Origin of the sequence: Mesorhizobium sp. M0904, assembly GCF_040319475.1 — a bacterium.
In the GTDB taxonomy this organism is placed as follows: domain Bacteria; phylum Pseudomonadota; class Alphaproteobacteria; order Rhizobiales; family Rhizobiaceae; genus Mesorhizobium.
This window is the reverse complement of sequence record NZ_JAMYOC010000007.1, coordinates 85,566-102,704: the sequence shown is the minus strand read 5'-3', so window position 1 is coordinate 102,704 and position 17,139 is coordinate 85,566. Positions and strand designations below refer to the sequence as shown.

20 protein-coding genes and 1 pseudogene are annotated in these 17,139 nt (G+C 63.3%); 9 read left to right on the top strand and 12 right to left on the bottom strand.

What is annotated here, in order from left to right:
• Positions 1-101: 101 nt before the first annotated feature.
• Positions 102-1,586 (bottom strand): carboxypeptidase M32, encoded by a 1,485-nt coding sequence (locus NKH80_RS09685; RefSeq protein WP_352991264.1) that lies wholly within the window; start codon positions 1,584-1,586, stop codon positions 102-104.
• A gap of 102 nt (positions 1,587-1,688) precedes the next feature.
• Between NKH80_RS09685 and NKH80_RS09680 the strand changes: the two are divergent.
• A pseudogene (locus NKH80_RS09680) lies at positions 1,689-1,829 on the top strand (DUF1304 family protein); the annotation flags it as partial.
• Positions 1,830-1,907: 78 nt separating this feature from the next.
• On the opposite strand, the gene NKH80_RS09675 reads toward NKH80_RS09680, so the two are convergent.
• The 7 genes from NKH80_RS09675 to NKH80_RS09645 all read right to left on the bottom strand — a co-directional run bounded on the left by NKH80_RS09675 (position 1,908) and on the right by NKH80_RS09645 (position 7,938).
• Positions 1,908-2,303, bottom strand: coding sequence for a hypothetical protein (locus NKH80_RS09675; protein WP_352991261.1), 396 nt, complete (start codon positions 2,301-2,303; stop codon positions 1,908-1,910).
• Positions 2,304-2,567: 264 nt separating this feature from the next.
• A complete protein-coding gene (locus NKH80_RS09670; protein ID WP_352465687.1) occupies positions 2,568-3,599 on the bottom strand; it encodes a peptidoglycan -binding protein in 1,032 nt (343 codons plus the stop codon).
• Between the two features lies 1 nt (position 3,600).
• Entirely contained in the window at positions 3,601-4,626 is a 1,026-nt protein-coding gene (locus NKH80_RS09665) for a MotA/TolQ/ExbB proton channel family protein (protein ID WP_352476085.1), read from the bottom strand.
• Between the two features lie 115 nt (positions 4,627-4,741).
• Positions 4,742-5,449: a PAQR family membrane homeostasis protein TrhA gene (trhA, locus tag NKH80_RS09660; protein ID WP_352991258.1), complete on the bottom strand. Its 708-nt coding sequence runs from the start codon at positions 5,447-5,449 to the stop codon at positions 4,742-4,744.
• Positions 5,450-5,548: 99 nt separating this feature from the next.
• Entirely contained in the window at positions 5,549-6,349 is an 801-nt protein-coding gene (locus NKH80_RS09655) for an inositol monophosphatase family protein (RefSeq protein WP_352504937.1), read from the bottom strand.
• A gap of 25 nt (positions 6,350-6,374) precedes the next feature.
• Entirely contained in the window at positions 6,375-6,941 is a 567-nt protein-coding gene (gene efp, locus NKH80_RS09650) for an elongation factor P (RefSeq protein ID WP_254816449.1), read from the bottom strand.
• A gap of 139 nt (positions 6,942-7,080) precedes the next feature.
• Entirely contained in the window at positions 7,081-7,938 is an 858-nt protein-coding gene (locus NKH80_RS09645) for a LysR family transcriptional regulator (RefSeq protein ID WP_352991255.1), read from the bottom strand.
• Between the two features lie 112 nt (positions 7,939-8,050).
• Between NKH80_RS09645 and NKH80_RS09640 the strand changes: the two genes are divergently transcribed.
• Entirely contained in the window at positions 8,051-9,067 is a 1,017-nt protein-coding gene (locus NKH80_RS09640) for a zinc-dependent alcohol dehydrogenase family protein (RefSeq protein ID WP_352991253.1), read from the top strand.
• Positions 9,068-9,111: 44 nt separating this feature from the next.
• On the opposite strand, the gene NKH80_RS09635 is transcribed toward NKH80_RS09640, so the two are convergent.
• The 3 genes from NKH80_RS09635 to NKH80_RS09625 form a co-directional block, all read right to left on the bottom strand.
• A complete protein-coding gene (locus NKH80_RS09635; RefSeq protein WP_352991250.1) occupies positions 9,112-10,143 on the bottom strand; it encodes a tetratricopeptide repeat protein in 1,032 nt (343 codons plus the stop codon).
• A gap of 1 nt (position 10,144) precedes the next feature.
• Entirely contained in the window at positions 10,145-10,792 is a 648-nt protein-coding gene (locus NKH80_RS09630; RefSeq protein ID WP_352991247.1) for a thiamine phosphate synthase, read from the bottom strand.
• Positions 10,793-10,897: 105 nt separating this feature from the next.
• Positions 10,898-11,782 carry a DMT family transporter gene (locus NKH80_RS09625; protein ID WP_352991244.1) on the bottom strand — a complete coding sequence of 295 codons (885 nt, stop codon included), beginning with the start codon at positions 11,780-11,782 and terminating at the stop codon, positions 10,898-10,900.
• 133 nt (positions 11,783-11,915) lie between these two features.
• Between NKH80_RS09625 and NKH80_RS09620 the strand changes: the two genes are divergently transcribed.
• Together NKH80_RS09620 and NKH80_RS09615 are read left to right on the top strand one after the other, a co-directional pair.
• Positions 11,916-12,365 carry an Lrp/AsnC family transcriptional regulator gene (locus NKH80_RS09620; protein ID WP_254816455.1) on the top strand — a complete coding sequence of 150 codons (450 nt, stop codon included), beginning with the start codon at positions 11,916-11,918 and terminating at the stop codon, positions 12,363-12,365.
• Positions 12,366-12,460: 95 nt separating this feature from the next.
• The gene (locus tag NKH80_RS09615; RefSeq protein WP_352991241.1) at positions 12,461-13,231 is read left to right on the top strand and encodes a sulfite exporter TauE/SafE family protein; all 771 of its coding nucleotides are present in this window, start codon (positions 12,461-12,463) and stop codon (positions 13,229-13,231) included.
• A 40-nt stretch (positions 13,232-13,271) separates the two neighbouring features.
• On the opposite strand, the gene NKH80_RS09610 is transcribed toward NKH80_RS09615, so the two are convergent.
• On the bottom strand, positions 13,272-13,823 hold the full coding sequence (locus NKH80_RS09610; RefSeq protein ID WP_352991235.1) for a DUF2269 family protein: 552 nt from the start codon (positions 13,821-13,823) through the stop codon (positions 13,272-13,274).
• A gap of 580 nt (positions 13,824-14,403) precedes the next feature.
• Here NKH80_RS09610 and rcdA point away from each other — a divergent pair.
• From rcdA to ruvA, 5 genes are all read left to right on the top strand, one after another.
• A complete protein-coding gene (rcdA, locus tag NKH80_RS09605) occupies positions 14,404-14,931 on the top strand; it encodes a protease adaptor protein RcdA (RefSeq protein ID WP_352991232.1) in 528 nt (175 codons plus the stop codon).
• 309 nt (positions 14,932-15,240) lie between these two features.
• Positions 15,241-15,753, top strand: a complete 513-nt coding sequence (gene ruvC / locus NKH80_RS09600; RefSeq protein ID WP_352991229.1) for a crossover junction endodeoxyribonuclease RuvC — start codon at positions 15,241-15,243, stop codon at positions 15,751-15,753.
• 56 nt (positions 15,754-15,809) lie between these two features.
• On the top strand, positions 15,810-16,079 hold the full coding sequence (locus NKH80_RS09595) for an AbrB/MazE/SpoVT family DNA-binding domain-containing protein (protein ID WP_352504945.1): 270 nt from the start codon (positions 15,810-15,812) through the stop codon (positions 16,077-16,079).
• Positions 16,057-16,479 (top strand): type II toxin-antitoxin system VapC family toxin, encoded by a 423-nt coding sequence (locus NKH80_RS09590; RefSeq protein WP_352991226.1) that lies wholly within the window; start codon positions 16,057-16,059, stop codon positions 16,477-16,479. The genes NKH80_RS09595 and NKH80_RS09590 overlap by 23 nt, the downstream gene beginning before the upstream one ends.
• A 13-nt stretch (positions 16,480-16,492) precedes the next feature.
• Positions 16,493-17,113, top strand: coding sequence for a Holliday junction branch migration protein RuvA (gene ruvA, locus NKH80_RS09585; RefSeq protein ID WP_352991224.1), 621 nt, complete (start codon positions 16,493-16,495; stop codon positions 17,111-17,113).
• Positions 17,114-17,139: the final 26 nt, after the last annotated feature.

The window sequence follows — 17,139 nt, the reverse complement described above, 5'->3', positions numbered from 1 at the left end:
TTGGAAGAACTCCTTTTTCAGAGGCTTTCCCGCCAAAGTAAAGGCCAGTTTCGCGGATTTCTGCGGTCACCGCGGCAAGAACCTGGAATAGACGAAGCGGCTCAGTTCCCGTACCGCTTCTTCAGGTGATCGGTGAAATGCGCGGCATTGAGCTTTTCGCCGGTGGCGCGTTCGAGCAGTTCCGGCGTCGACCAGCGCGAGCCTTGCGACCAGATCCTTTTGCGGCGCCAGTCGTTGATCGCGGCGAAATCGCCCTTGGCGAGGTCTTCGTCGGCTGAAGGATGATCTCTGGTCAGCGCCGCCCATTGCTGCGCCGCCATCATGGCGCCGAGCGTGTAGGAGGGGAAATAGCCGAAGGCGGCACCCGGCCAGTGGACGTCCTGCATCGGACCATCAGCCGGATTGTCTGATGTCGACAGGCCGAGATAATCGCGCATTTTGGCATCCCAGGCCTCGGGCAGGTCGGCTGCTTCCAGCCGTCCCGAGACAAGCTCCTGCTCCAGCTCGTAGCGCAGGATGACGTGCAGCGGATAGGTGACCTCGTCGGCATCGACGCGGATCAGGCCGCGCTCGACCCGGTGCACTTGCGGCAGGATGTCATCGATCGTCCAGCTCTCACCAAGATGTCTTTCGACCACCGGCAGCGCCCAGCGCCAGAATTCTGGATTGCGGCCGATCTGCTTTTCGACGAACAGGCTCTGGCTTTCATGCACCGCCATGCCGCGCGCTTTGCCGAGCGGCCAGTGCGCCCATGCCTTCGGCAGGTTCTGCTCGTACAGCGCATGGCCGGTCTCGTGCAGCACGCCCATCAGCGCCGACAGGAAATCCGAGGTCTTGTAGCGCGTGGTGATGCGCACGTCGCTCGGCACCCCGCCGCAGAACGGATGGTGCGAAACCGACAGCGAGCCGTGGGTGAGGTCGAAGCCGACTGCCGCCATCATGGCGAGGCCGAGCTCGCGCTGCTTGTCCAAGGGGTAGCTGCCGGAAAGTGGCTTCAGCGGATGTTTCGCCAGCCGCTCTTCCTGCACGGCCAGTGCCACCGGTACGAAGCCTTTCAGGAAGGCCTGCAACTCGGCAAACACAGGCGTGATGTCGGCGGTGCGATTGCCCGGGTCATATTGCTCCATCAGCGCGTCGTAAGGCTCGAGCCCGAGCACCTCGGCGCGAAGTGCCGCCTCCTCGCGGACCAGCGCCACGACGCCTTCCAGCGCCGGCAGGAAGCCGGCCCAGTCGTTCTTGGCGCGCAGATCGCGCCAGAGCTGCTCGGAGCGCATGCGCGCGGTCGTCTGGCGCTCGACGAACTCGACCGGCAGGCAGGTCAGGTTGGTGTATTGCCGGCGGAATTCCCTGACCGCGGCTTGCTGCTCTTCGTTCAGCGCTTCCTGCTCGGCCGCCGCGATCCAATCGGCAATCTCCGGTGCAGTCGCCCGGGCATGGTGCATGCCGGCAAGCGCCGACATTGCCTCCGCGCGCTTCTCGCCGCCGCCGACCGCCATATGGGTCGCTTCATCGGCGCCGAGGATGGCGAGGGCGTGTTCCAGTGCTTCGAGCTTGTGGCCGAGGTCGTCGAGTTTTTGAAAGGACATTGTGGGTTCCGCTGATTTGACGGCGAGAAAAGATATTAATGCAAAACTGTTGGCAACCCCGAAAGCCGCCCGCGACCGACGCATTGAATGCCGGCCGCAACGGCCGGTTTCCAGTTCAAAGCCTTCGTCCGGGTCTGCGTCGCCGTCGCCGGCCTTTACGGCGCGGCAACGGCGGGCCGTAAAATCCTGTTCATCCGAACAGTGCCGGCAGTGCTGGCGCTGATTGCGCAGGCGTTGGGCTAGCCCATGATCCCTGAACCGAAAGCTGGCAAAGGATCATGCGCAAATCAATTGCCACAGCGCCGGGCACTGCGGCCGATTTCAGCCGCCTGGATAGATTGGGCCATAGTCGTTCGGATAATATCCGCCATCGGCGCCGTTGCCGATGAGGAAGGCACTGCCGGTATCAGCGCGCAGCTTTTGGCTGACATCGTCGAGCTGCGCCGGCAACTGCTGATATTGCGTGCTCGGCATCGTTCCATCGCATGCGGCCCTCTCGGCGGCCCGGTCGAGTTGAGCGAGCTGCGTGCGCAAGTCACGCGCCTCGCCCGGCTCGAGCTTGTTCGACTGGATGGCGCCCTGGATACCTGTCTCCACGCTCTGGATCTGATTGATCAAGGCCGTCTCGCGTGGGCCGGCGTAAGCGCCGGCAAACGGAACGAGGAGAAGTGTGGCGAGCGCAGCGGTCCTAAAATTCCTGGGAGCGAAGAAGCGCATAGTTGCGTCTCCTTTACTGGGGAAGGCGGTGGTTGGGAGGGGCCCTGCCTTCCGGCCGCGGGCCGTCAGGTTCCGTCGCGTCGCGATGAGCGGTTCCACCGCCGGCGGTTCTCGGCCCATGACCAAGGCTAAAGGCCATGGCGGCAAAATGTAATTAAAAAAAGGTAATTTTTTCAGCTCTTGCCGCTGCCGCACCAGTGCACTAAATGCCGCCGACTTGAGCCGGCTCGCCCTGGCGCATGATACAAGCCAAAGGCTTGCAGATCACCGCTCGGTCAGCTTCAGCTCGATGCGGCGGTTCTTGTTGCGCGCCTCTTCGGTATCAGCGGGGTCGAGCGGCTGGAATTCGCCGAAGCCGGCCGCGACCAGCCGGTTGGCCGGCACGCCGTTCTCGATCAGGAACTTGACCACCGAGGTCGAGCGCGCCGTCGACAATTCCCAATTGTCGCGGTAGCGGCCGGTGCCGGAGAGCGGCTTGTTGTCGGTGTGGCCATCGACGCGCAGCACCCAGTTGATCTCCGGCGGGATTTCCTTTTGCAATTCGATGATGGCATCGGCAAGCTTCTTCATCTCGACCTTGCCTGCGTCGTTGATCACTTCGGAGCCGGTCGGGAAAAGCACTTCCGACTGGAAGACGAAGCGGTCGCCGACGATACGGATGTTCTCGCGGTCGGCGAGAATTTCACGCAAGCGGCCGAAGAAATCGGACCGGTAGCGGTTCAGCTCCTGCACGCGTTGCGCCAGTGCGACGTTGAGGCGGCGGCCGAGATCGGCGATCTTGGTGTTGGATTCGCGGTCGCGCGTTTCGGACACGTCGAGCGCTTGTTCGAGCGCTGCGATCTGCTTGCGCAGCGCCGAAATCTGCTGGTTGAGGATCTCGACCTGGCTCAGCGCCTGCTGGCTGATCTGGCGCTGGCTGTCGAGCTCGCCGGAAAGGGCCGTTGCGCGCTGGTTGGCGGCATCGCCGGCACCGGCGCCTTGCGCCAGCAATTGCTCGAGCCGGCTCTTTTCCGCCTCCGATGCGGACAGCGATGCCTGCAAATTGGCAAGGGTGTCTTCCTTGTCCTGTGTCGTCGAGCGCTCCAGCGCCAGAAGCTGGGTCAACTCATTGATCTGCGAGTTGAGGCGGTTGAGCACCGTGTCCTTGCCGGAGATCTCGCGGCCGAGCAGGAACTGCGCCAGCACGAAAACCGTGAGCAGGAACATGATCGCCAACAGCAGCGTCGACAGCGCATCGACGAAGCCCGGCCAGTAATCGATGCGGCGGTCGGAGCGCCGGCCTCGCGCCAACGCCACGTCAATGCACTCCGGGCTTCTTCAAGGCGTCGGCGATTTTCTCCAGGGTGTTGCGCATCGCCTTCTGCTCGTCGGACTGGGCCTCGACCCAGTCGCGCATGATCTGCTGTTCCGAGCGCATGTTCTTGACCAGGCCGGAAATGCCGTCGGCGAGATTGGCCATGGCAGTGGCCACGCGCGGATTGGAGCCGCCGCCATTTTCCTGCAGAGTGCGCAGTTTTTCCGACAACAGCCGGATTTCCTCGGAGGGTTCGGTCCTCGCCGCGTCGGCAACGACGATGTCGGAGGACAGGTCGGTGACCGAGGACAGCCAGTTTTCGAGTTCGGTATAGAAGCGCGTCTGGGCGCGGCCGGCCTGCAGGTCGAGGAAGCCGAGCACCAGCGAGCCGGAGAGGCCAAACAGCGAGGACGAGAAGGCGGTGCCCATGCCGGCCAACGGCGCGGAAAGCCCCTGCTTCAGGGATTCGAGCACGGCGGCGGCATCGCCGGTGCCGGGATCGAGCGACTCGATGGTTTCGCGGATCGAGCCGATCGTGTTGAGCAGGCCCCAGAAGGTGCCGAGCAGGCCGAGGAACACCAGCAGTCCGACAAGGTAGCGCGACGTGTCGCGGCTTTCGTCGAGGCGGGTGGCGATCGAATCCAGCATGGTGCGCATCGAACTGGTCGAGAAGGCAATCGTCGAGGAGCGGCCGATCATCGCCTTCATCGGCGCTAGCAGCACCGGTTCGGTTGTCTCGGAACCGGCGCGGAACGAGTTGACCCAGCGCACCTCGCGGAACAGCCGGCCGACCTGGACGAAGGCCAGCAAGATGCCGACCGCCAGCACGCCGATGATAAGGCCGTTAAGGCCGGGATTGGTGACGAAGGCGGTCGAGATCTGGCGCGTCAGGATGGCGGCGATAAAGGCCACGATGAACAGAAAGATCACCATGGTCAGCAGAAACACCTGCGGGCTCGACAATTTGTGCGGATCGTAGATCAGAACGTCGGAGCGCCTGCCCATGCCGAAGGATCTGAGAAGAGTCATCCGTGCCCCGTTTCCGATGCCGTCGCCGCCGATCAATTTGTGTTTGCGACTCTAAACGGAATTGTGACGAAATTGAATGGCGCTTGGCAATATTGCCACTGTCCGCGACCGGAGGTCAAAGCCGGTTGATGACCAGGCAGTCGACCATGGCGGCCAGATGCAGGCCGGCGCCGGTGACGACAAAGCCATGCCACAGCGCATTGTGGAAGCGCAGGCCCCTCCAGGCGAAGAAGATCACGCCGCAGGAGTAGACGATGCCGCCGGCAACGATGAGCGCGATCGATGTCGCCGGCAGCGTCCGCACGAGCGGCTCCACCAGAACGAGACCGCTCCAGCCGATGGCTAGATAGAAGACGATCGCCAGCCGGTCGAAACGGCCGGGAAGAAAGACCTTGATGGCGATGCCGACCGCCGCGGCGGTCCAGACCAGGATGATCATCGAAACGGCCAGCGGCGAGCCGCCGAGCTGGGCCAGGAAAGGCGTGTAGGTGGCAGCGATCAGCAGGTAGATCGCGGCATGGTCGAAGCGCCGCAATATCCATTTCGCCGGCGACGACACCGGCCAGACATTGTAGGCCAGCGAAACCGACAGCACGGTGAGCAGGGAGACCACATAGAAGGCGGCGGCGACATATTCGCCGGGGCCGGTTCGATAGGCGGCCAGCGCCAGCAGCGTCGAGCCGGCAGCGATCGCCAGCACGATGCCCACGGCGTGGACGATGCCGTCGGCGATGATCTCGGCGCGCGAGTAATGCCAGCGCCCCATAAAGGGAATGTCGAGCTGGGAGAACTCGCTCTGGGATTGGGGCCGGCTGTTCGTCATCGATGATCCTGCGCCACCTTATCTGGGCGGCCGCGGGACAGTATTTCAAGCTTTGGTTGCGGTTTTGCGACTGCGGCGCTTCAGCGCGGCGCGCCTCTATCAGCTGGCTGAGAGTGGCCTTTTGATGGTCTTCAACAGCGCGCGCTGGATGAGTTCGTTGCCGGCAACCAGCGAACCGGCGTTCAGCACGTCCTGCCCCCCGGCGAAATCGGAGACGAAACCGCCCGCCTCGCGGATCAGCAAGATGCCGGCGGCGACATCCCAGGCCGACAGGCCGGTTTCCCAGAACCCGTCCATGCGGCCGGCGGCGACGTAGGCGAGATCGAGCGAGGCCGAGCCGAGACGGCGGACGCCAGAAACCTCGGCCATGACATTGCGCAGCTCGATGAGGAAATTGCCGTGCTGGCCACGCCCGAGATGCGGCATGCCGCAGCCGATCACCGCATCAACCAGCTTGGTACGGCCGGCGACGCGCAGCCGGCGGTCGTTCATGAAAGCGCCGCCGCCGCGCTCGGCGGTATAGAGTTCATCCATCGCCGGATTGTAGACGACCCCGGCGACGATCTGGCCCTGGCGCTCCAGCGCGATCGAAACGGCAAAGAGCGGAATGCCGTGCAGGAAATTGGTGGTGCCGTCGAGCGGGTCGACGATCCAGCGGTGCTGGCCGTCGTCGCCCTCGATCACGCCGCGTTCCTCCATCAGGAAGGCGTAGCCGGGCCGCGCCTTCGACAGTTCGGCAAAGACGATGTCTTCGGCCTTGCGGTCGGCCTGGCTGACATAGTCGCCTGGCCCCTTCATCGAGACCTGCAGGTTCTGCACTTCGCCGAAGTCACGCGACAGGGAGCGGCCGGCCTTCATTGCGGCCTGGACCATGACATTGAGGATCGCGGAACGCGCCATTGTGTTTCTTTCTGCTGCCCGCGCTTTAGTCGGCGCGGCGCACGTAAGTGATTTCGTTGGTATCGACGATGATGCGCTCGCCCGAGCCGATGAACGGCGGCACCAGCACGCGGATGCCGTTTTCGAGTATCGCCGGCTTGTAGGACGAGGCTGCCGTCTGGCCCTTCACCACCGGGTCGGCCTCGGTGATGGTCAACGTGACATAGTCGGGCAGCGAAATGCCGATCGGCCTTTCGTCATAGAGCTGGACCGTCACCATCATGCCGTCCTGCAGGAAGGCGGCGCGATCGCCGACGAACTCCTTTTGCAGTTCGAGCTGCTCATAGCTTTCGGTGTCCATGAACACCAGCGCGTCGCCCTGCTCGTAGAGGAAAGAAAAATCCTTCAGATCGAGCCGGATCTGCTCGACCGTTTCGGCCGAACGGAAGCGCTCGTTGAGCTTGGTGCCGTTGATCAGGTTCTTGAGCTCGACCTGGTTGTAGGCGCCGCCCTTGCCGGGCTTGACGGTGTTGGTCCTGACCGCCACCCAAAGGCCGCCATCATGCTCGATGACGTTGCCGGGACGGATTTCGTTGCCATTGATCTTGGCCATGGTGAGGTGATCCGGAAATGAGATGATCGCCGCAAAGGGCAATTTGGCGCCTCCAAGACCACAAATCGCCAGCAGAGGCAAGGAGCGCCTTTCAGGTGAAGCGGGAACGAAGCTGGCCCGGCAGTGCGGCGCGGCGGCCTCAGTCCGCCCTGACAGCCGCGGTGACGGCCTCGGTCATTGCGTCGGCGACCTCTCTCAAAAGATGCAGGTGCGGCGAACGCAGGACGACAATTCGCAGCGACAGCTCGAGGCCGGGAGCGTCGACCAGGGCAATGCCCTGCGGCAGCTTTTCCCGCAGCAGCCGCCTGGGCAGCAGGCCAAGGCCCTGGCCTCGACGAACCCAGTCGATCTGCAGCGCGCTGTCCTGAATCTCGGCGCCGACGATCAACCTGTGGCCGCCCTCGGCAAGGGCAGCCGCCAGCCGCCGGCGCGCGTCGCAAGGTTCAGGGCTGAGGACCCAGGGCATGGTCTTGACGTCAACTTGCCGGCCGGTGTTTTCGGCAGCGATGATGCCGAGGGGCTCGGTTCCGACAACACCGTCGCCGGCTTTGGAATTGCTGCCGTCCAGGATGAAGGCGAGGTCGAGCTGTCCGCGCTTGTGCTGGTCGGCCAGCTCAAGACTCCAGCCGCTCTTCAGACGCAGCGAGACCTTCGGAAACCGCGCCACGGCATCAGCAATAGCGGCGGCCACAGCTTTGTCGCAAAGTCCATGCGCGAGGCCGAGCCGCAGCAGGCCCTCCGGCTCGTCGCCCTTGGCGAATGATCTCAGCGCGTCGACCGCGGCGAGAATGTCCTTGCCGCGTGTCAGCACTTCTACGCCGGCCGGGGTCAGTCGCGACGGTTTCAGCCGGCGGTCGAGCAATTCCGTGCCGAGCATTTCCTCCAGCCGCTGGATCTGGCGGGTGACGGCCGGCTGCGTCAATGGCAGGCGTCGAGCCACCTTCTGAATCGAACCCTCCTCGGCAAAGAGGGCCAGTGTTTTCAGTTCTTCAAGCACGATACACCCGAACATGTCATAGAAGCATAATTATTCTGAACATTATGAATTTGAAATCGGATGGATGGCAAGCGATTTTCCTCCGGCAAGACCCAACTGGAAAGGAACGACGATGAAAGCGATCGAATTGCGGAGCCCGGGCGGCCTCGAGAACCTCAAAATGGTCGAGCGGCCGATGCCTGAACCAGGGCGCCAGGAGATGATTGTGAAGGTCAAGGCCACGGCGCTGAACTACCGCGATGCCGAGATCGTCCGCGGCAGCTATCACACGAAGTTTGCATTGCCGCTGGTGCCGCTGTCGGATGGCGTCGGCGAAGTCGTTGCCATCGGCGCCGAGGTCCGCCGGTTCAAGATCGGCGACCGGGTCTGCGGCACGTTCTGGCAACGCTGGGTCGGTGGCAGTTTCGCGATGGCTGAGCCCTCCTATCAACGCGGCGGCCCAATCGACGGGCTGCTCAGCGAATTTGCCCGGCTCGACGAACAGGCGGCGGTGCTGGCGCCGGCCAATCTGAGCGACATCGAAGCAGCGACGCTGCCATGCGCCGGCGTGACGGCATGGCACGCGCTGTTTACGGAGGGCAGCGTCAAACCCGGCGACACCGTGCTTTGCCTCGGCACCGGCGGCGTTTCGCTGTTTGCGGTGCAGTTCGCAGCCGCTGCCGGGGCGCGCGTCATCGTGACGTCGAGCAGCGACGAGAAGCTTGCGCGGGCAAAGCAACTTGGCGCGCAGGATGGCGTGAACTATCGCAGCGTCCCCGACTGGGCATCGGCCGTGCTGGGATTGACGGATGGCCGCGGCGCCGACCATATCATCGAGGTTGGCGGACCGCAGAGTTTTGCACAATCGCTGAGGGCAGCGGCGCGCGGCGCCCAGATCAACGTCATCGGCTATCTCGGCGGCAGTGACGGCGCCATCAACCCGCTCGACATCTTCCGCCGGCAGGTCTCGGCGCGAGGCATACCGGTGGGCTCACGCGAATCCTTCGAGGCGATGAACCGCGCCATTGTCGTCAACCGGTTGAGACCGGTGATCGACCGAGTCGTGCCGTGGAGCGAAGCCGCCGAAGCCTTTCGGTACCTTGAACACGGCTCGCCCTTCGGCAAGGTCGTGCTTGATCATACGCAGTGAGCCCGCCTGACGAGCCCGGGTGCGATGAAGTCGCGAGATCGCGATCAGGGCAGGCGGTTGGCCCATTGCAGCGCCTGCTGTGTCTGCTCGTCGGTCAGGCCCTGCAGGAAATCGTCCATCTCTTGGTCGATGAGCCCGGCGCGGCGGGCGACAACATACCAGGCGCCGGCTAGGATCAGATCCGGATCGGTGCCGATGCCGTTCATGTAGAGCTTGGCGAGACGGTTCTGGGCGGCGACATTGCCGCCTTCTGCGGCCTGCTTCATCCAGTTGAAGCCGGATTTCAGGTCGCGGGCGCCGCCGCGCCCCTCGATCATCCAGGTGGCGAGATCGATCTGTGCGGTGTCGTAGTTCTGCCGCGCGGCCTGTGCCAGCAGGCCGCGGGCGCGGACATCGTCGTGCGGCTTGCCGCCGGCGCCGTTGGCGTAGACCTGCGCCATCGCATATTGTGCGTCGGCAAGCCCGGTCGCGGCAGCGCGCTCGTAATAGGATACGGCTTTGGCAATACCGGCATCGCCGGGCTCCTGCTCGACCATCAACTGCGCAAAATTGAACTGCGCCAGGCGGTTGCCGGCCTCGGCGGCGGCCTGCATCAGCGCATAGGCTTCCTTTTCGTCCTTTTTGACGTAGCGGCCGTCGAGCAGCATCAGCGCATACTGGAATTGCGATTCCGGCACGCCCTGCTCGGCGGCAAGCGCATACCACTTCGCAGCCCCAGCCGCGTCGACCGGCACGCCGAGGCCGCGCGACAGTATCTCGGCCACCAGCGTCTGTGCCGCCGGATCGCCGTTTTGAGCACGGGAAAGCGCAAGATTGTAGGCCGTCTTGTAGAGCCCGCGCTGAAAGGCGCCGTAGGCGGCGTCGGACGGCTTTGCGCCGAAGCGGTCGGGGTTGATGGTATCGGCTGACGGCAACGGGGCGGTGGTGGCGGGCTGCGGCAATTGTGCGGCGATCGGCTTATCGGCAGGTTCGCTGGAATCCGGCCTGGGCTGCGGTAGCGGAACGGGTTCCGCCGCTATCGCCTGCGTCACGGCCGTTGCAAGAAAGGCGCTGAAAAGAATTTTCCGCGAGAGCACGTCAGTCCTCGAAGCGCGGCGCGGTTTTGTCGAGCAGCGCGTTGGCGGCGGCGACCGCCGTCTTCGGATCGACGCCGTCGGCGAAGACGGCGCTGGACAGCGCAACGAATTCGGCGCCGGTGGCGGCGACCGCTTCCACCGAGGCAAGATCGGATCCGGCCATGACGATGCAAGGGATCTGGATCACGTCCGCCCACCATTGCCCCAGCGACAGGTTGCGCGGGTGCGGCTCCGGCTTGTTGTCGTAACCGAAGCGGCCGAAGAAGATGTAATCAGGCCTGACCTCGCCGAGTTCCAGCGCATCGTCGCGGGTCTTGGCGCCGCCGGTGCCGACCATCATCCTGGCCTGGAAATGTTCGATCGTTTCGGCGAGCTCGTCCTTGCCGACCTCGACATGAATGCCGTCGGCCTGGACGCGGCCGGCGATGCGGGTGTCGCCGGCAATGATGACGGCAATGCCGGCCGCTTGCGCCACCGGCACGATCTGCTCGGCAAAGGCCTGGAAGGCGGCCTCGTCCATACCGTTTTCCGGCAGGATAAGCGAGGCGACGTCACCGCCGGCGAAGGCCGCGGCGATGCGCTCGGCGGGCACGTTCGGCGGCGCGATCAGCACGATACGGCAGCGGTTGGGCGGCGTTGCGTCATTCATTGGTGTTCGGTCCCGGTTATCGCCTATGCCGGGCGAAGATGGTTGCATTGCGGCATAGAGCAAAGTGCGGGAGTTGAACAGGCGGCAGGGGGTCGCTTGCGAGCTCTAGGCTGGCACTTTCGATTTCCACAGCGACCAGCCGAGGTTCATGCCGGCGGCGGCGACCAGGATGGCGGCGGCGCCGACGATCTGCGCCGGCTGCAGACGATGGCCGAAAGCGACCACGTCGACGAGGATGGCGACGACGGGATAGATGAAGGACAGCGATCCCTGCAGATGCGTCGGCAGCTTCTGGATGGCGCCGTACATGAGGATGTACATCAGGCCGGTATGGACGATGCCGAGTGTCGCCAGCATGACCCAACTCCGCGCATCGGCGGGAAGGTGGGTGAGATCGGCGAAGGGTGCCAGCATGAGAACGCCGACGCAGACCTGGATCATGGCGATCAGGTGCGGCGGCGTGCCTTTGAGCTTCTTGGTGACGATGGCCGCAACGGCCCAGAAGAAAGCCGCGGCCAGCGCCATCGCAATGCCGGTAAAGTAGTCCGTGCCATGATTGCCTGCATCGGGCGCGGCCTGCACGATCAGCAGCATGCCGGCAAAGGCGATGCCGAGCCAGGTCAGCTTGGTCACCGTCAGCCGTTCGGAGAAGAAGAGCGCGCCAAAACCGACCAGCATGAAGGGCTGCGTGTTGTAGACAGCCGTGGCGATCGAGATCGAGGCACGCGAAAACGCGCTGAACAGCAACAGCCAGTTGATAACGATGGCAGCACCGCCGAGAGCCGCGATCGCGACAATGCGAAGCGACAGCCTGCCGCGCAGCAGTCCCAGCGCCGCGCAGATGATCAGCAGCGTTACCGCCCCGAAAGCACAGCGCCAGAACACCACGTCCATGATGGGCTGGCCGGAAAGGACGACGAACCAGCCGATCGTGCCGAGGATCGCCATCGCCGCCGTCATTTCGATCGTGCCGCGTACCGTGTTGTCCATTGGATGCTCCTGAAACCCGTTGCGATTTGATAATCCCACGGCGGATCGGGTCTTTCCATGACTTGCAGCTGGTGTTATGCAGGGCAAACCTCATTAAATTAGGTAAACGTCGGGTTTTTCCTGGAATTGTAAAATGCTGGACGATCTCGACAGAAAGCTCCTCGATATCCTGGTCAAGGATTCACGGACCTCGCTGAAGGAACTGGCGCTGCAGGTCGGGTTGTCGTCGCCAAGCGTTTCGGAGCGGCTTCGGCGGCTTGAGGATCGCGGCGTTATCCGCGCGTTCACCATCGACGTCGATCCGCAGGCGCTCGGCTACGCCTTGCAGGCGATCGTTCGCATCCGGCCATTGCCGGGCAAGCTGCACATCGTCCAGAAGCTGATCGAGGAAATCCCGGAATTCGGCGAATGCGACAAGGTGACGGGCGATGACTGCTTCGTTGCCCGGCTGTTCGTCCGCTCGATCGGCGAGCTCGACGGGATTCTCGACCGCATCGCCGACAAGGCCGAAACCAGCACCGCCATCATCAAGGCGCAGCCGATCCGGAGACGCCCGCCGCCGCTCGACATGCCAAACATGTGACGGGTTTCGGTGCCGTGGTCCACATATTTGCGGTCGCGGTCCGATCATTTCTGGTCTATTCCAGAGATCACTTTCCCTCCAGCCTTCTTTCCCTCATGTCAGGCCTGCTCGTCGATCCCTGGTTCTATGCCGCGGCCATTCCGGCCGTCATCCTCGTCGGACTGTCGAAAGGTGGCTTCGGCGGCGCCGTCGGTTTTGTCGGCGTGCCGTTGATGGCGCTGACCATGCCGCCGGTTCAGGCTGCCGCAATTCTTCTGCCAATTCTGTGCCTGATGGACATTGTATCGGTGTGGACATGGTGGGGCATCTTCGACCGCAAGATGCTGGCCGACATGATGCCGGGCGCCGTGATCGGCATCGCCCTCGGCTGGCTGACGGCGGCACTTGTAACCGAAGAGATGGTGCGGCTGATCGTCGGCGCGGTTGCCTTGATCTTCGTGCTGCGCTGGCTCTATTTGCAACTCCGCCACGGTGCCGGCCACGCAGCGGAGCCCAACCGCGTCGCCGCCGGCTTCTGGGGTACCGTTGCCGGGTTCACCAGCTTCGTCGCCCATGTCGGCGGCCCGCCTTTTCAGGTCTATGCGCTGCCGATCAGGCTCGATCCGAAGGTGCTGTCGGGCACCGCGGCGATCTTCTTCGCCGTCACCAATGCGCTGAAGCTCATCCCCTATTTCGCGCTCGGCCAGTTCGACACCACCAATTTGACCGCGTCGGCGGTGCTGATGCCGCTGGCGCCGCTGTCGACAATCGCCGGCGCCTGGCTGGTGCGGCGGATGCGGCCGGAGCTGTTCTATCCCTTCACCTATGCGACCGTGGCGGTCGTCGCGGTCAAGCTTCTGTGGGACGGTATCGCCGACCTCCTGTAAGACGGCGGCCCCAGTCGGCCGCCGCCGGATTCCTTAAACCTCAGGCGGCACTCGGCAGCAGCGGCCGCGTCCTGCCAAGCGCCAGGGCAACGCCAGTTGCCAGCACGAACGCCATGCAGCCCAAAATGGTGATGTCGTGCAGCGTCGGCTTCAGCACCATGTCTGCGACGATCACCAGCATCACCGAATAGTCGAAGCGCGCGGCATTGAGGACGCGCTGGCCCTGGGCAAGCACTGCCGGCGTCACGCCATCCTTGGCGATCATGCCTGCCATGCGGTCGGCAGTCGGCTTGAAGACGAACATTCCGATGCAGAAGGTCGTCGCATAACCGGCAAGGCCGATCAGCACCCACAGATCGGAAAAGCCGACCCAGAAGCCGCACATGATGAGGCCGAAGAGCAATGTCAGCATCGACATCGGCGCGAAGAACCGGTTGCCGAGCTCGCCGGTGGCGCGCATCGCCTGCAGCATGCCTTCGACGTTTCCGGCACGGTCGGCGCGTACCGCAAGCAGCATCAGCGTGAAGCCGCCGCCGACCCAGAGGATCGCCGAGACGATGTGCAGAAATTTAACGACCGAGTACCAGTCCATTGTTCGCTCCTTGAGAGATTTTCATGATTGCCGGAGCGCAAGGTTTGCTCCGCCTCGTTGCGAGGAGCGCGGCGTTTAGCGCGTCGCCTGTTTCGGAACGATGTCGCGCGCAGTGCCGCTTTGTTTCGGTATGTCGGTCACGATCTGGAGGAACCATGGCGCAAGCGGGTCGCCCCCGCTTCCAGCCAGTGGTGTGAACGCCGCCCTGGCCGGTCAGCTGTGCTGTTACGGCACAGATGCCGGGCCCTTGATCGAAAAATATGCCCCGCGTTAAGGCTTCGTTAAGCTTTACAGGCGTTTACTATGTCCATCCAGTGATCTGGATTCTTACCGAGTGGTTGGAGCCACTTTGTTTGACGCCTCCCTGTTAAACTCCTGAGAGCCGCCTTATCCGCGGCTCTTTTTTTGTTCGCAGGCATGGACGTCTAGCGGCTAAATGCGGCCGTTAACCGTTTGTTAAACATGTGCTTGCCTTCACCGGCAGCGAAGCGCATTTTCAAGCTTCAGTCGTTTAGGCTGCCGGATGTGGCAGACCAAGAGCCGAATCGGCCGGCTTTGAGGCAAGTGCAGGGGCGTAGCAATGAACGAGCCTTCGAAGGCTGGCGCGAAAACCATCAAACTGGCGGAGCGCCGGGTTTTCTCCCAATCCTTCAAGCCGCTCTATCAGGAAGGCATGGGCCTGGTCGAGCAGGCGGCCGAGTATCTCGACGGCAAGGGCCGCGCCGAGGCCAAAAAGCTGTCGAGGCCGGCAGCGACGCTTTATGCGGCCGAATCGATGCGGCTGACCACCAGGCTGATGCAGGTCGCCTCGTGGCTGCTTTTGCAGCGGGCGGCGAATTCCGGCGAGATGACCCGCGATCAGGTGGCCTCAGAAAAATCCAAGGTGCGTCTCGACACCGCCTCGGCGCATGAGGAGGCGCCCGACTGGGCCGAACTGCCGAACGATTTCACCGACCTCGTCAACCGCTCGCTGCGCCTGCAGGCGCTGGTGCGCCGCATGGACGAGGAGATCTATGGCGGCCTCACCGAGGTGCCGCCGTCGAGCCGTCGCCTCAATCCGGTGTCCGACCAGATCACGCTGCTCAACACGGCTTTCGCCCGCGGCTGAGAGACCGTTGGAAACTCTACTCCAGCGGCCATCTGGCGGCGTCTTCTCCGCTTACCTGCAGCGCCGCGCGTCCTTTTGGACGCGCAAAGGACGCTGCAGCACTTTAATTGCGCATGATCCCCTCGGGATCACGCGTGGGCTCACGGACCCAAATGTCCGCTGCGCTCCGGTTCTCGAAACCACCACCATATGACTCGCCGGGGCGACTTTCGAAAACGGTCTCAGAGGCTCTCTGGACATGACGAGCCCTCGTTTCTGGTTTGTTCACATTTCGCTGGCATCGCTGTTCCCCGAAGGTAGACTTGACGGATGGGGGAAGCGATTCGCATCATCGGCATCGATCCAGGGCTGAGGCGCACCGGCTGGGGCATAGTCGAAAGCCTCGGCAATTCGTTGCGCTTCGTCGCTTCCGGCACGGTGCGGTCCGACGACAAGGCCGCCCTGGCGATGCGTCTTTGCCAATTGCATGACGGGCTCGCCGAGGTCCTGCATGCCGCGATGCCGCACGAGGCGGCGGTCGAGCAAACTTTCGTCAACAAGGACGCCGCAGCGACGCTCAAACTCGGCCAGGCACGCGGCATCGCCATGCTGGTGCCGGCGCGTGCCGGCCTTGTCGTTGCCGAATACGCGCCAAACGCCGTCAAGAAGGCGGTGATCGGAGTCGGCCATGGCGACAAGAAGCAGATCCACATGATGGTCAAGGTGCTGATGCCGAAGGCGACTTTCGACAGCGACGACGCCGCCGATGCGCTGGCCATCGCTATCTGTCACGCACACCACCGGCAGAGCATCGCCTACAGGCTGGCGGCGCAGGTCGGATAAGTTTGTTCTTGACTTGTTCTCAGGCCGGCAATAAGTAATACCGACGAGGTATTACCATGCGCGTTACCACCAAGGGGCAAGTGACCATCCCGAAGGAGATCCGGGATCATCTGGGTATCGGCCCAGGTTCGGAGGTGGAGTTCGTTCCCACCGAGGACGGCGCTCGTGTTATGGCGGTCAACGAAAACATGTCGGAGGAGGAAGCCTCGCGCAGATTCAGCCAGATGCTCGGCCGTATGGCCGGTACGCTGGATTTGGGGGGCATGACGACGGACGAATATATGAAATGGCTGAGGGGCCCGCGTGAAGACCTCGACATTGATTGACACAAATGTCTTGGTCGACGTTTGGGGTCCTGCCGGACGGGAGAGAATGTGGTCTGCGTCGGCAATTACCGCATGCCGGCGCGACGGCGCGCTTGTCATCAACACAATCGTCTGGTCCGAGCTCGCGCCGCTGATTGCAACGGAGCAGGCCCTTCGCCAGGCAGCCGACATGCTCAGGATCGAGCGTGAATTCGTGCCGTGGGAAGCAGCCTTCCTTGCCGGTGTCATGCACTCGCGCTATCGCCGCGCCGGCGGCATTCGCGAACGAACCTTGCCGGATTTCTTTATCGGCGCCCATGCAGTTGTCGCCGGGCATCGCCTGCTGACGCGCGATGCTGCGCGCTATCGCAGCTACTTCCCGGACCTCGACATCATCTCTCCGGAAACCCACCCGGCATGATCGGCACGCTCAAATGATCGGCAAGCTAAAAGGCACGCTGGACGAGATCGACGAGGATTTCTGCATCGTCGACGTGCATGGCGTCGGCTACGTCGCCTATTGCTCGGCGCGTACGCTGGCGGCATTGCCGCAGCCGGGCGAGGCGGTGGTGCTGTTCATCGAGATCTATGTGCGCGAGGACATGCTGCGGCTCTATGGGTTCCAGTCGGTGCTGGAGCGCGAGTGGTTCCGGCTGTTGATGAACAATGTGCAAGGCGTCGGCGCTAAAGTGGCACTGGCCATCCTGTCGACGCTGGCGCCGGCCGATCTCGCCAATGCGATTGCGCTGCGCGATATCGCCATGGTCAGCCGTGCGCCCGGCGTCGGCAAGAAGGTCGCCGAGCGCATCGTCACCGAGTTGAAGAACAAGGCGCCGGCCTATGCAGGCACTGCCTCCGGCACCATCGGCCTGAAGCAGGAGCTCGGTGAGGGCGTTGCCTCGGCGCCGATCACCGACGCCGTCTCGGCGCTGGTCAATCTCGGTTATTCGCGCGACACCGCCGCCAATGCAGTCGCAGCGGCGCTGAAGACGGCAGGTGAGGAGGCGGACGCATCGAAGCTGATCCGCTTCGGGCTGAAGGAGCTCGCACGGTGAGACGTTGCTGGAAAGTGAAATTCCAA